The following is a 12,721-nucleotide window of genomic DNA, read 5'->3' as shown; positions in this document are numbered from 1 at the left end:
TCCGCTAATGCATGTCGCCTAAATGTGCCGCGGTTTTGGGACAACGACATGCATGGTAACAAGGGGCTCTATCGATATTTCAGCCGCTCGGCGAGCCGTCGTTTCAGCCGTCAGTTGGTGAGGCCGATCTCGCGCATCTTGACGTAGACGATCTCATCGGGCTCGCCTGTCTGCGGCAGCCCGAACAACGACTGGAATTCCTTGATCGCAGATTTGGTGCGCGCGCCGACGACGCCGTCCAACTGCATATCGTCATTGCCGAACGCCTTGAGCCCGGCCTGGATCTTGACGATGCGGGCATCGGGCGCCTGCGCGGCATTCGTTTGGCCGGCATTCGTCTGCTCGGCATTCGTCTGCCCGGAATTCGTCTGTAAAGACACCGGAACGGCGACCGGCGTATCCGGGCGCGGCTGCGGTCTGGGTACGACAGAGGCGGTTTTCGGCGTCGCGCCCAATTGATCCAGCAGCAGTGCGTCGATCTCGCCGGACGTGTTGAGCCCGACCTTCTGCTGATAAGCCTGGATGGCCTTACGCGTGTTGGGCCCGGAAATGCCGTCGACCGTTCCAGAATAGAAATCGAGATCCTTGAGAATGCCTTGCACCTGCTCGACCACCGGATCGCCCTTGATCGGTGCCGGCGCGCCGGATGGCCGCACGATGTTGAATGTCGTCTCCGGTTCGTCCGATGTTGCGCGCGGAAAGCCCGCGATGCTGCGGGTCGCGAAGAACGCGCCGGCATGCGGGAAAGGCTGATACCACAAGGCATTCGCGGAAACGTAGAACAGCGTCACCAGGAATGCCGTCGAGCCACCCACCAGGACGGGATTGCGCGAAATCATGCCGCCGACGGCGACGGCGCCATCCTGAAAGGCATTGCTGCGGCGCTTGACCGCCTTCTTAGGCTGTCTTGCGGAGCGAGCCATTTCTGTCCCCTTTCGCCATAGCCACAGGCATGGTCAGCACGCCGGCCTTCTCCGCCTGACGTCTGTTCGGTCCGTTCACCGGCAGGCTGATGGTCACCGTGGTGCCCTCGCCCGGCATGCTTTCGATGGACATCGTGCCATCGTGCAAGGCCACAAGGCCCTTGACCAGCGAAAGGCCAAGACCTGTCCCTTCGAAACGGCGGGTATAGTCGTTCTGGATCTGCATGAAGGGCTTGCCGAGATTGGCAAAATCCTCCTCGGCGATACCGATGCCGGTGTCCCTGACCCAGAAATGCAGACGCGAACCGATCCGCTTGGCGCCGACGACGACATCGCCACCATCGGGGGTGAACTTGATCGCATTGGAGACCAGGTTGATGAGCATCTGCTGCACGGCACGCCGATCGGCATTGATGTCGCCAGCGTCCGGCGCGATCTGCGCCTGCAGATCGATGTTCTTGGCCCGCGCCTGCACCTGCATCATGGACTGGCACATGTCGACCGCTTCCGCGAACCGGAACGGCTCCGGTTCGGTCGCATAGACGCCCGATTCTATCCTGGACACGTCGAGTATCGAGGTCACGACGGCAAGCAGATGCTGGCCCGAATCCCTCACCAAACCGACATATTCCTTCTGCCGCGGATCCTTGAATGCGCCGAACATCTCATGCAACAGCATGTCCGAGAAGCCGATGATGGCATTCAAGGGCGTGCGCAATTCATGGCTCACCACCGCCAGGAAGCGCCCCTTCGCCACCTCGGCGGACGCGGCCGCCTCATTGGCCGCCGCGAGTTCCTCGCGCAGCCGGGCTATCTCGTCATTCTCGCGCAGGACAAGCGTGAAGACGTCGCCCTGTTCCTCACCCCGCACCAGATCGAGCGAAAACGGCCGGTAATTGTCGGCCGCCAAGCGGTTGTCATTTTGGCCGTTGCCGTTTTGAGGCAGTCTGATGCGCAATTCGAGCCGGCGCGACAGCGCGCCATCGCGCATGTCGGCCAGGGCGCTGAGATAGGAGACGCGATCCGACAGGTGAATGCGATCGAAGAAGCCGTGTCCCGACAGCAGTTCGGCCGGCAGTTTCAAAAGCGTGCGCGCCTTTGGCGAAGCCTCGATAACCTCGCCATGACGGGCGACCCGCAAGACTACCGCATCGATAATGTCTTCTAGCCTATCGGCAGTCTTCACGAGATCGGATGCATCGGTCGTGTCGCGAAGCACCGACGCACGCGGGATCAGCGTGAGCGCCCAGGCCAATGGCACCAGCCAGTGCCATGCAGCAATCTGCGCTCCCGCGAACGGTAACACGGTTGCAGCCAGAGGCTGAACCAGGATGGCGGCAGCGGTCGACACGGCTCCCCAAAGTGCCGCACGCCGCGAGGCGCCGATCCACCAGGCTTCGAATGGCAGCGCCACGACAAGCATGGCGACAGGCGAACTCAGCCCGCCCGCGGCGGCAATCAGACTGCCGAGAGAAACGCCCGCCGCTGCCAGGGCGACCTGACTTGCTATCGCCATCTTGCCGGTTGCCGCCACCAGCAAGGCGACGAACCAGCACAGGCCAAAGGCCGCGAAGATGGCCGCCATGGTGACGGCGGCGCCCATGCCTGAAGTAACCAGTGTGACCGCGGCGCCAGCAGCAAAGAAAGGAGCGGCGAGCATGACGCCGATGAAGCGGCGCTGGCGCTCGCGGTCGCTCTGCCCAAGAATGGACGGATGGACCATACGTTCGCAACCGGCGGCAATCGCGCCAGGCAATTCGACGTATCTGGCCTTGATTGAACTCAACTCAACGCACCCGTAATCGTCGTGGACAACTCTGCTTTGCAGATCGTTCTGGTTGGCTCTGAAACTCGCATCCAGCGTTTAAGGAATGGATAAGGCAGGGCCGACCAGGGCCCCGGCCTGCGGCAAATATCGGGATGCCGACAGCCGAAAGCCCGGGCAAATGCAGCCATAGTAAACGGAGGGTTATTCGGCGACGGTCCCCGTCGGATGGCTGCACGCCGCGCCCGGACTCCCGCTCTTTGGCAAAAAAGCAAGAAAAGCAGACGGATAGATGGTTATCCCGCGTTAAGAAAAATCATTCGGATTTGAGACAAATCGATTTCACAATGGCGCGTTTCGAATTTGCCTAAAATTTGAGGAAAATTCTCACTTTGCCTGCAAGCCGTCCTTTGCGCCTGTGTGCCAACATCCTGCCCACAAAAGAGGTCATGCCATATGGATGCATGATCCGGTCACGACGAGAGGGCAAGGGCATGGTCTTCCTGATAAGAATGGCTTTCTGGTTTTCGCTGGTGCTGCTGGCGCTGCCGCTGACTGTTGGACCCGATGAATCGGGCCGTGAAAGCGTCGGGCCGATCCAGGCACTGTTTGCCGCACGCGAAGCTGTTGGCGACATCGCCGGCATTTGCGAACGCAAGCCCGATGTCTGCGAGACCGGCAAATCGGCGATGCACACCATTACCGCCCGCGCCAAGGAGACCGCCAAGATCGCGGCATCGATGCTGGACGACAAGTCCGCCTCCGGCCCTGACACATCGACGATGACCGGCAGCGTGCGGGAGGACGTCGTCTTGCCCGAGACAGTCAACCTACCGGCACAGAATTAAGCCGTTTCGACGGCGCACCGTGGGCCGTCTGACCTCTCGACGCCCGCGGTGTCCTTGTTTTTTCCGTGACGCGGCGCTGCCGCGTAACTATATCCGGCATTATGACCACCACGATCCAGACTATCCGTGACGATTTTTCCTTCCTTGAGGAATGGGAAGACCGCTATCGCTACGTCATCGAACTTGGCGAGGCCCTACCGCCGTTTCCGAACGAGCAGCGCAACCCCGCCAACAAGGTGCCGGGCTGCGTCAGCCAGGTCTGGCTGACCACCGAACAGGGGCCTGGAGCCGATCCGGTCGTCACCTTCACCGGCGATTCGGACGCTCATATCGTGCGTGGCCTGGTCGCTATCATGCTGGCGCTGTTTTCCGGCAGGACCGCCAGCGAGATCCAGAAGACCGATGCGGAAGCGACATTGAAAGAACTCGGCCTCGACGAGCATCTGTCGCCGCAGCGCGCCAATGGCCTTCGTTCGATGGTCAAGCGCATCAAGCGCGACGCCGAGGCGGCGCTCAAGCAGACTGCCTGAACGCGTTTCACACTCTCCCTGGAATCGCTCTACTCGATCAGGGCTACCGCCTGGCAAAATCAAACGGCGCCCGAAGGCGCCGTTTGGGTCGATACATCTGCTGGCAGCGATTACCGCGCCTTGCGCTTGCGGCCGAGACCCATTTTCTTGGCGAGCTGCGACCGGGCAGCGGCATAGTTGGGTGCAACCATCGGATAGGTCGGATCGAGATTCCACTTTTCGCGATACTGATCTGGCGTCAGGTCATAGTGGGTCATCAGATGGCGCTTCAGCGACTTGAACTTCTTGCCGTCTTCAAGGCAGACGATGTAGTCGTCGTGAACCGAGCGCTTCGGGTTGACCGCCGGCTTTTGCTTGTCGGCAGGCGGCTGTTCGCCGGTTCCGCCCACACGCCCGAGGGCGGTATGGACATCGGATATCAGGTTCGGCAATTCGCCGACCGGCACCGGATTGTTGCTGACATAGGCGGCCACCACATCGGCGGTCAACTCGATCAGCGCATCGCTGTTTCTGGAAGGTGTTTCGACAATATCCATGGTCTTCAGGCCCCAACAAGAGTTACTTCGATCCGCGCCCTTTTAACAGCCAGGGCATCGCACGAATTTGACGCAGACAGAGCTTCTGCGATTCGTGTCGCGGGCACATCAATGGGCCTGCGAACCAAGTAAGTCAATTCGCCCTTCCCGCTATATTGAACGATGTTGATCAATTGTCCCCCGATCAGCTTCAATCTTTCGTGTATCGTGTAATTTGTCGATATTTCTCGCGCCAACCAGCAACGCCTGACGCTACGTCAGCCTTCCGTTACATTCCCGGAAACTCACGAGGCAGGTTTCAATGCTTGATTTTTCTTGGCTAATTGCAGGCGCAAGCTTGGTTGTTCAGATTTGATCACAAAACCAGAGGTTGCCGCCGTCGCGCGAGAAATCAGGCGACACGCGCCTGTAGTCCGGCCGGATCAGCTAACCGCTGCCGCGTCAATGCGGGGTGATGTATTTGCCATAGACCCACCCGGTGACGAACTTGCCGTTGTGTATAGGGTCATGCCAGACCTCGCGCCAGCGATAGCAAACTTTCTGTTCCTGTCTCCACGCCGGCTGGTTGACGATGTCGAGTCAGGGTACTTCCCTATCAAGATACTTCCAAAGCGAGACGCAATGACCAAGACATCCGCATTTCCGAACGTCAGCCCGCCAACGCCCGAGAAGCGGCCGGTTATCGAAACGCATCACGGCATCACGCGAACCGACGACTATGCCTGGCTGCGGGCCGACAATTGGCAGGAGATGTTTCGGGATCCGTCATTGCTCGATGCGGAGATCCGCGCCGAACTCGAGGCAGAAAACGCCTACAGTTCAAGCCTGATGGCCGACACGGTCGAACTGCAAAAGAAGCTTTTCAAGGAGATGAAGGGCCGCATCAAGGAAGACGATTCTTCTGTGCCGATGAAGGACGGACCCTATGCCTATGGTTCGTCCTTCAAGCTTGGTGGCGAACAGCCGCGCTATTTCCGCATGGCGCGTGACGGGGGCGCCGAGCATATCCTGCTCGACGGCGACGCGGAGGCCGCGGGCAAGGCCTATTTCCGTCTTGGGGGCGTCGATCACTCGGCCGACCACGCCAAGCTCTTATGGGCATTCGACGACAAGGGCTCCGAATTCTACACGCTTCGCGTGCGCAACCTTGCCAATGGCAAGGAGCTGGCTGACCAGATCCCCGACACCGGTGGTTCTGGCGTCTGGAGCGCCGGCAATGACGGCTTCTTCTACACTCGTCTCGATCCCAATCACCGTCCGTCCAAGGTGCTGTTCCATGCGCTGGGCGACAGCCCACAGAGCGACCGGCTGATCTATGAGGAAACCGACCCCGGCTTCTTCATGGATGTCGACGGCACCCGCAACAACGAATGGATCATGATCGGCATCAACGATCACGAGACGTCGGAGTACCGCCTCTTAAGCGCCAGCGATCCGTTTGCCGAACCAAAACTGGTCTCGGCGCGCGAGATCGGCCTTCAGTACGATCTGGAAGAAGGCGGCGACATCTTCTTCATCCTGACCAATGCCGACGGCGCCAAGGATTTCAAGATCATGACGGCGCCGGCGAGCGATCCGGTCCGCGCCAACTGGCAGGAACTGGTGCCGCACGAGCCCGGCCGGCTGATCCTGTCGGTGATCGGCTTCAAGGACCACATGGTCCGGCTTGAACGCAAGGAAGGTCTGCCGCGCATCATCGTGCGCGACCGCACCAGCGGCGAGGAGCATCTTCTATCCCTCGACGAGGAGGCTTTCTCGCTCGGCCTGTCGGGTTCCTATGAGTACGACACCGAGATCATGCGCTTTTCGTACTCGTCGATGACGACCCCGGCCCAGGTGTTCGATTACAATATGCGCACCCGCGAGCGGGTCCTGCTGAAGACCCAGGAAGTACCGTCCGGCCATGACGCGGACCATTATGTGACGCGGCGGCTGATGGCGCCGGCCAGCGATGGCGAACTGGTGCCGATCTCGCTTTTGCATCATCGCGACACGCCGCTGGATGGATCCGCACCGTGCCTGCTTTACGGCTACGGTTCCTATGGCATCACCGTGCCGGCCGCCTTCAACACCAACTGGTTCTCGCTGGTCGACCGCGGCTTCGTCTTCGCCATCGCCCACGTCCGTGGCGGCAAGGACAAGGGCTATGGCTGGTACGACGACGGCAAGCGGGCGCACAAGATGAATACATTCACGGACTTTATAGCCTGTGCGCGCCACCTTGTTGCCGAGCGCTACACGGCGCATGAGCGGATCGTCGCTCAAGGCGGTTCGGCCGGCGGCATGCTGGTGGGCGCCGTCGCCAACATGGCGCCGGACTGTTTCGGCGGCATCGTCGCCGAGGTTCCGTTCGTCGACGTGCTGACCACAATGCTCGACGCCAGCCTGCCGCTGACGCCGCCGGAATGGCCGGAATGGGGCAATCCGATTGCATCCGCCGACGATTATCGGACCATCGCCGCCTACTCGCCCTATGACAATGTCGCCGCGCTCGACTATCCGCCGATTCTGGCGCTGGCCGGTCTCACCGATCCGCGCGTCACCTATTGGGAGCCGGCAAAATGGGTGGCGCGACTGCGCGACCGCAAGAGCGGCGGCAATCCGGTGCTGTTCAAGATCAACATGGATTCCGGACATGCCGGTGCTTCCGGCCGGTTTTCGCGGCTGGAGGAGATCGCCTATACCTATTCCTTTGCACTGAAGGTGATGGGCAAGGCGCATATTGCAGGAGAAACCCACAAATGATCGATCTCACCACCTTGATCGCTTACATCGCGGTCGTACTCGGCTTTGTCTTCATTCCGGGCCCCGCCACGCTGCTGACGATCGCTCGGGCAACGAGTTCGGGAACCAAGGTCGGCATCGCGACCGGCGCCGGGATCGCGGCCGGCGATGTGTTTCACACCGTCATGGCAATGGTCGGCATTTCGGCGATTATCGCCACGTCGGCGACGCTGTTCAGCCTCATAAAATACATTGGCGCGGCCTACCTGGTTTATCTCGGCATTCGCGCGATCATCGAGAAAGCGCCGAGTAACCCGGCTGCCGGTGCGCTCGCGATTTCGGCCGGCAAGGCGTTTCGACAGGCTGTCCTGACCGAAGTGCTCAACCCCAAGACCGCACTTTTCTTCCTCGCTTTCCTGCCTCAGTTCGTGCGGCCTGAAAACGGATCTGTGATGCTTCAGTTGACGACATTGGGAACCGTCTTCGTCGTGCTTGGCCTTTTCAGCACGGTTGTCTTTGCGGTAAGCGCCGGCCGGCTCGGCACCTTCCTGCGCCGGAATCCGACGGTGCTGAGGTGGCAAGGCAAGGTTGTTGGCGGCATCTACTGCGCTCTGAGTGTTCGGCTCGCGCTGCAGCAGCGCTGACGGCGAGCGCCGAGCACCCTAGCGATCATGACTTTTTGAGTTCCGCCTTGCTCATTTCACTCGCAATTGCGATGACCACGCGCTACCCAGTGCGCGGCTTTTTCCAAGCCCGACAGCCCCCAATCGCGCAAAGGTCCACCATGCTGCTCGTCAACGTCTATCTCGACAAATCGCCCATCCAGGGCATCGGCGTTTTTGCCAAGAATTACATTCCCCGCGGCACGCTGATCTGGAGGCTCGACCCAAGATTCGACCGGATCATCGAGGTCGAGACTTATGAGCGCGAGGACGGACCGGTGAAGAGTTATCTCGACCGCTATTCCTATCCCGACCGGCGTGACCCGAACTATATCGTCTTCGAAGCCGACGACGCGCGCTATATGAACCACGCCGACGAGCCGAATTGCGACGTCTCCTCGCCCGAGGAAAGCTTTGCGCTTCGCGACATCGCGCCGGGCGAGGAACTGACCTGCAACTACAATCATTTCTTCGAGACGGGATTTGATTTTCTGGGCGACCGTCACCCGACATACGAAGACTGACGCGTATCGTTTGTACGGAGTCAAACGACGCGCATTGGTTCTTGGTTTTTGTGCATGTCGGTCAAGACCGCTGTGCACGTTGAGCGACATGCATCAGTTCAGTTCGCCGTCTTCTTGCGCGCCGGATAGCCATTTGGATGCGGCGGGATTGCCTTGAGATAGGCGGCGATCGCCGCACGGTCCTCCGCCGTTAGTTGGGCAATGTTGCGCTGCACGTCGACCATGGCGCCGCCAACGGAATCGAAGTCAGGCGTGAAGCCGGTTTCGAGATAGTTGGCGATGTCGGCTCCCGACCAATCGCCAATGCCGCCCTCCCCCGATGTGATGTTGGGCACGACGCCCTTGCCTTCGGCAGCCACGGCGCCGGCCAGCCACTCGCTCTTTTTCGTGCCGCCGGCAAAGTCGCGCGGCGTGTGACATTCGCCGCAGTGGCCTGGCCCCTCGACCAAGTAGCGGCCGGCCATCACCGGGCCAGCCGTACCGTCGGGAAATGCAACGACAGGCTGGTCACGGAGGTAGAGCAGTTTCCACAGGCCGATACCGCGACGAATGTTGAAAGGGAAACCGAGCGAATTCGCGGGCGCCTTGCCGGCGACGGCAGGCAACGTCTTCAGGAAGGCGTAGAGGTCGGCAATGTCAGCCGGGTTCATGCGCGCGTAGGATGCATAGGGAAATGCCGGATAGAAATGCTCGCCCGAGGGCGAAACGCCCTTCAGCATGGCGTTGGCGAGGTCCTCGACCGACCAGGCGCCGATGCCGTCCTTGGGATCTTGCGAAATGTTGGGCGGTACGAAGGTTCCGAACGGCGTCTTGAGTGCGAGACCACCCACGAGTTGAAGCCGGGCATCCCCTTGCGAGCCCGGTTTTGCGTGGCAGGAAGTACAACCGCCGGCATAAAAGATGCGCTTGCCCTTGACCGCGTCGCCGGGCCCCAGCTTGGCCAGCGTCTCACCGTCGAGCCTCACCGGCGCCGACAGCAGCCACCCGGCGACCGCGCCGACTGCTCCCAGAATGACCAGGGCGCCGACGAGTTTTCTCAGCCAGGGCATCGCCCGCTATCAGCTCTTTTTCACCCGATAGGTCTTGTGGCAGGTGCCGCAATTGGAAGTGATCGCGTCAAACTGCGTCTTCAGCGTATCGATGTCGGCGGGAGCGGTGGCGGTCGCTGCCTTGATGTCGGCGAGATATTTGTCCTCGGTCGACTTGAAACCGGCCATGTCTTCCCAGATCTTCGGCGCCGCTGTCGTGTCGCCAGTATCGCTGCCTGCCGGGAACAGCACATCGGCATCGAATTTCTCGGCATTCGCCTGCAGCGCCTGAAGTTGTGTCAGCACGGCCGCCGCATCAAACGGCTCCTCGCCCTTGACCACTTTCGCGAGGCCGCCGGCGATCTTTCCACGCTCCTTCATCAAACCCTGGCGATCAAGTATCGGGTCGGCAAACGCCGCCGATGCCGCGAGTGCAAGCATAGAGATGGCGATAACAAGCTTTCTCATTCATTTGGCTCCGTGATGAAGGCATTTCAGGACAGGACGTTAACGGATGCGGCGGGTGGAATATTCCCCTCGTCGCGGACGTTTTTGCCGAACCTGATCGCCAGGGGCCGCGACCCCGCAAAAGAAGGGCCCTCGGGATGTGAAAACCCCCGAAGGTTGATCTCCAACTTTCGGGGGTCAGTTCAGATTGCCGGGTCTTTCTGGAGATCGATCAGGCCATCCGCGCGCCTTCTCAGGCGTGCAAAGGACGCTGCAACACTTTGATTTTGCGCATGATCCTTTTTTGAAAATCGAATCCGATTTTCGGGGTTATGCGCGAGCTTTTTCGTACAATTCCAGCACGTGATCCCAGTTGATCAGGCTGTCGACGAACGCCTCGAGATATTTCGGCCGGGCGTTGCGATAATCGATGTAATAGGAGTGCTCCCAGACATCGACGCCGAGGATCGGAGACGCGCCATGGACGAGCGGGTTCTCGCCATTCGGCGTCTTTGAGATCGCCAGCTTGCCGTCCTTGACTGAAACCCAGGCCCAGCCGGAGCCGAATTGCGTCGTGCCGGCGGCAATGAAGTCGGCCTTGAACTTGTCGTAGCCACCGAGGTCGCTATCGAACGCGTTCTGCAGGGCGCCCGGCAGCTTGTTGCCGCCGCCGCCCTTCTTCATCCACTTCCAGAAATGGATGTGGTTGTAGTGCTGAGCGGCATTGTTGAAGAGACCGGCATTCTTGCCGAACGACTGCTTGACCACCTCTTCGACCGACAGATCGCCCAGGCCGGCCTCGACAGCGAGTTTGTTGCCGTTGTCGACATACGCCTTGTGGTGCTTATCGTGGTGATATTCCAGCGTCTCTTTCGACATGTAAGGCTGCAAGGCCTCGTAGTCGTAGGGCAGAGCGGGCAATTCAAAAGCCATGGACAGTACTCCCTCGTGGAAAAATCCGGTGTCGATACCGGACTAAGATAGGTCTGGAATGGGTTGGGGCAACTCCGGAATGGAGCGCCGATCGCCTTTTTATCCGCTCAGCCGGCGGAAGTCGAATGCGCCCATTCCCAATAGAGTTCGCGCGCCTTCTTGGCCACCGGCCCCGGCTGCAGATTGCGGTCCTCGATACGCGTGATCGGCACCACCTTGGAATGGTTTCCGGTCGAGAAGATCTCGTCCGCTTCGAGGAAGTCGCGCACCGACAGCGTCTTTTCGGTGGTCTTGAAGCCATATTCGCCAAGCAGAGTCATCGTGCGCGAGCGGGTGATGCCGGACAGGAAGGTGCCATTCGGTGCCGGCGTCAGCACGTGGCCGTCCTTGACCAGGAAGATGTTCGATGTTCCGGTTTCGGCGACGTTGCCCAGCATGTCGAGCACCATTGCGTTGTCGAAGCCGCGCATCTTGGCCTCGAGAATGGCACGGCCGTTGTTGGGGTAGAGGCAGCCGGCCTTGGCATTGGTCGGCATGGTTTCGATGGTCGGGCGCCGGAACGGCGACACGGTCACCGAAAAGCCGGTCGGCGGGATCATGGGCGACTCATAGAGGCAAAGGCAGAAGCGGGTCGAGGCGGGATCGGCCGGCACGCCCATGTAGCCGCCATGCTCGGTACATCGGCCTGATGTAGACCGCCGTCCTGCCGTCGAACTTCTTCAACCCATCCCATGTCAGCCCGACGATCTTGTCGGCGCTCATCGACGGCTTGAGGCCGAGTGCAATCGCCGAAGAATTCACCCTGGCGGCATGAAGCTCGAGGTCCGGGGCGACGCCTTCGAACCAGCGGCCTCCGTCGAACACGCTGGTGCCGAGCCACATCGCGTGGCTTCGCGGCCCCAGAATGGCGACATTGCCCTCGTGCCAATCACCATCGACGAAAGTCCATGTCGTGGATTGCGCCGCAGCCGCCAGTGTCATCGTGTTGTCCCGCCTCAATCGGTCTCGTGGGAGCCATTGGAAGATGCTTTGGCGGGCGCCGTCAACCGGCATTGAATAGTTTTGTTGAGGCCAGCGACGGGGCGCCGTGCAATCAAAGCTTGCACCTTGTCGCGCCTGCCCTCAAAACTGTCTTCATGCAATACGCCGCCTATGTCTTCGACGCCTATGGCACGCTGTTCGACGTGCATGCCGCCGTACGCCGTCATGCCGATCGGATCGGTCCGGACGGTCAATTATTGTCCGAGATCTGGCGCGCCAAGCAACTCGAATATTCCTGGGTTCGTACGCTTATGGGTGCCTATGCCGATTTCTGGCAGTTGACTGAACAGGCGCTCGATTTCGCCCTGCGCAAGGTTCCCTCGGCCGATCCCAGCCTCAAGGCGATCTTGCTGGATGCCTACTGGCGGCTGGATTGCTATCCGGAAGTGCCGGCCGTGCTCAAGGCGCTCAAGGCTTCGGGAGCGAGGCTGGCGATCCTGTCCAATGGCTCACCCGAAATGCTCCAGGCAGCGGTCAAGTCCGCTGCGCTCGATCAGGTTCTGGACGACATCTATTCCGTCGATGCGGTTCAGCGCTTCAAGACCGATCCGGCGGTCTATGACATGGTCGCCACCGGCTGGCGCCTCTACCCGGGCGCGGTTTCCTTCCAGTCCTCCAATCGCTGGGATATCGCAGGCGCCACCAAATTCGGTTTTCGCACGGTGTGGATCAACCGTTCCAACCAGCCCGAAGAATACCGGGACTTCCCGCCGGCCCTGATCCTGCCGTCGCTCGAAGCTTTGGTGCCAGGCAGCTGAGA

12 protein-coding genes and 1 pseudogene are annotated in these 12,721 nt (G+C 60.4%); 6 read left to right on the top strand and 7 right to left on the bottom strand.

The window, feature by feature from the left end:
• Window positions 1-110: 110 nt before the first annotated feature.
• Both NKJ01_RS11835 and NKJ01_RS11830 read right to left on the bottom strand, forming a co-directional pair.
• Window positions 111-923: a peptidoglycan-binding domain-containing protein gene (locus tag NKJ01_RS11835; RefSeq protein ID WP_023760485.1), complete on the bottom strand. Its 813-nt coding sequence runs from the start codon at window positions 921-923 to the stop codon at window positions 111-113.
• The gene (locus tag NKJ01_RS11830; RefSeq protein ID WP_352728220.1) at window positions 898-2,646 is read right to left on the bottom strand and encodes an ATP-binding protein; all 1,749 of its coding nucleotides are present in this window, start codon (window positions 2,644-2,646) and stop codon (window positions 898-900) included. Before NKJ01_RS11830 ends, NKJ01_RS11835 begins: the two co-directional genes overlap by 26 nt.
• A 536-nt stretch (window positions 2,647-3,182) precedes the next feature.
• Between NKJ01_RS11830 and NKJ01_RS11825 the strand changes: the two genes are divergently transcribed.
• Both NKJ01_RS11825 and NKJ01_RS11820 read left to right on the top strand, forming a co-directional pair.
• Window positions 3,183-3,536 (top strand): DUF5330 domain-containing protein, encoded by a 354-nt coding sequence (locus NKJ01_RS11825; protein WP_352606715.1) that lies wholly within the window; start codon window positions 3,183-3,185, stop codon window positions 3,534-3,536.
• Between the two features lie 101 nt (window positions 3,537-3,637).
• Complete coding sequence (locus NKJ01_RS11820; protein ID WP_352606713.1) at window positions 3,638-4,066, top strand: SufE family protein; 429 nt, start codon at window positions 3,638-3,640, stop codon at window positions 4,064-4,066.
• A 110-nt stretch (window positions 4,067-4,176) separates the two neighbouring features.
• Here NKJ01_RS11820 and NKJ01_RS11815 read toward each other — a convergent pair whose 3' ends face one another.
• Window positions 4,177-4,602 carry a Ros/MucR family transcriptional regulator gene (locus NKJ01_RS11815; RefSeq protein WP_023760489.1) on the bottom strand — a complete coding sequence of 142 codons (426 nt, stop codon included), beginning with the start codon at window positions 4,600-4,602 and terminating at the stop codon, window positions 4,177-4,179.
• A 621-nt stretch (window positions 4,603-5,223) separates the two neighbouring features.
• Between NKJ01_RS11815 and NKJ01_RS11810 the strand changes: the two genes are divergently transcribed.
• The 3 genes from NKJ01_RS11810 (at window position 5,224) to NKJ01_RS11800 (ending at window position 8,512) form a co-directional block, all read left to right on the top strand.
• Window positions 5,224-7,347 carry a S9 family peptidase gene (locus NKJ01_RS11810; RefSeq protein WP_352728093.1) on the top strand — a complete coding sequence of 708 codons (2,124 nt, stop codon included), beginning with the start codon at window positions 5,224-5,226 and terminating at the stop codon, window positions 7,345-7,347.
• Window positions 7,344-7,970 (top strand): LysE family translocator, encoded by a 627-nt coding sequence (locus tag NKJ01_RS11805; RefSeq protein ID WP_352728091.1) that lies wholly within the window; start codon window positions 7,344-7,346, stop codon window positions 7,968-7,970. The genes NKJ01_RS11810 and NKJ01_RS11805 overlap by 4 nt, the downstream gene beginning before the upstream one ends.
• Window positions 7,971-8,110: 140 nt before the next feature.
• Complete coding sequence (locus tag NKJ01_RS11800) at window positions 8,111-8,512, top strand: SET domain-containing protein (protein WP_352728089.1); 402 nt, start codon at window positions 8,111-8,113, stop codon at window positions 8,510-8,512.
• A gap of 98 nt (window positions 8,513-8,610) precedes the next feature.
• Here NKJ01_RS11800 and NKJ01_RS11795 read toward each other — a convergent pair whose 3' ends face one another.
• The 4 genes and pseudogenes from NKJ01_RS11795 to NKJ01_RS11780 all read right to left on the bottom strand — a co-directional run bounded on the left by NKJ01_RS11795 (window position 8,611) and on the right by NKJ01_RS11780 (window position 11,901).
• The gene (locus NKJ01_RS11795; RefSeq protein WP_352728087.1) at window positions 8,611-9,561 is read right to left on the bottom strand and encodes a cytochrome c; all 951 of its coding nucleotides are present in this window, start codon (window positions 9,559-9,561) and stop codon (window positions 8,611-8,613) included.
• A 9-nt stretch (window positions 9,562-9,570) separates the two neighbouring features.
• Entirely contained in the window at window positions 9,571-10,008 is a 438-nt protein-coding gene (locus NKJ01_RS11790; protein WP_023760494.1) for a c-type cytochrome, read from the bottom strand.
• Window positions 10,009-10,317: 309 nt separating this feature from the next.
• A complete protein-coding gene (locus tag NKJ01_RS11785) occupies window positions 10,318-10,920 on the bottom strand; it encodes a superoxide dismutase (RefSeq protein WP_352728085.1) in 603 nt (200 codons plus the stop codon).
• 107 nt (window positions 10,921-11,027) lie between these two features.
• Window positions 11,028-11,901: pseudogene (locus NKJ01_RS11780) on the bottom strand (branched-chain amino acid aminotransferase).
• Between the two features lie 155 nt (window positions 11,902-12,056).
• Between NKJ01_RS11780 and NKJ01_RS11775 the strand changes: the two are divergent.
• Window positions 12,057-12,719, top strand: coding sequence for a haloacid dehalogenase type II (locus NKJ01_RS11775; RefSeq protein ID WP_023760497.1), 663 nt, complete (start codon window positions 12,057-12,059; stop codon window positions 12,717-12,719).
• Window positions 12,720-12,721: the final 2 nt, after the last annotated feature.

Source organism: Mesorhizobium sp. M0276, from assembly GCF_040321755.1.
Lineage (GTDB): Bacteria > Pseudomonadota > Alphaproteobacteria > Rhizobiales > Rhizobiaceae > Mesorhizobium.
This window is presented reverse-complemented; position numbering and strand designations above follow the sequence as displayed.

Bases quoted from the DNA above. Each gene is read 5' to 3' on its own strand.
- NKJ01_RS11835 (WP_023760485.1), bottom strand. From the start codon at position 923: ATGGCTCGCTCCGCAAGACAGCCTAAGAAGGCGGTCAAGCGCCGCAGC.
- NKJ01_RS11830 (WP_352728220.1), bottom strand. From the start codon at position 2,646: ATGGTCCATCCGTCCATTCTTGGGCAGAGCGACCGCGAGCGCCAGCGC.
- NKJ01_RS11825 (WP_352606715.1), top strand. From the start codon at position 3,183: ATGGTCTTCCTGATAAGAATGGCTTTCTGGTTTTCGCTGGTGCTGCTG.
- NKJ01_RS11820 (WP_352606713.1), top strand. From the start codon at position 3,638: ATGACCACCACGATCCAGACTATCCGTGACGATTTTTCCTTCCTTGAG.
- NKJ01_RS11815 (WP_023760489.1), bottom strand. From the start codon at position 4,602: ATGGATATTGTCGAAACACCTTCCAGAAACAGCGATGCGCTGATCGAG.
- NKJ01_RS11810 (WP_352728093.1), top strand. From the start codon at position 5,224: ATGACCAAGACATCCGCATTTCCGAACGTCAGCCCGCCAACGCCCGAG.
- NKJ01_RS11805 (WP_352728091.1), top strand. From the start codon at position 7,344: ATGATCGATCTCACCACCTTGATCGCTTACATCGCGGTCGTACTCGGC.
- NKJ01_RS11800 (WP_352728089.1), top strand. From the start codon at position 8,111: ATGCTGCTCGTCAACGTCTATCTCGACAAATCGCCCATCCAGGGCATC.
- NKJ01_RS11795 (WP_352728087.1), bottom strand. From the start codon at position 9,561: ATGCCCTGGCTGAGAAAACTCGTCGGCGCCCTGGTCATTCTGGGAGCA.
- NKJ01_RS11790 (WP_023760494.1), bottom strand. From the start codon at position 10,008: ATGAGAAAGCTTGTTATCGCCATCTCTATGCTTGCACTCGCGGCATCG.
- NKJ01_RS11785 (WP_352728085.1), bottom strand. From the start codon at position 10,920: ATGGCTTTTGAATTGCCCGCTCTGCCCTACGACTACGAGGCCTTGCAG.
- NKJ01_RS11775 (WP_023760497.1), top strand. From the start codon at position 12,057: ATGCAATACGCCGCCTATGTCTTCGACGCCTATGGCACGCTGTTCGAC.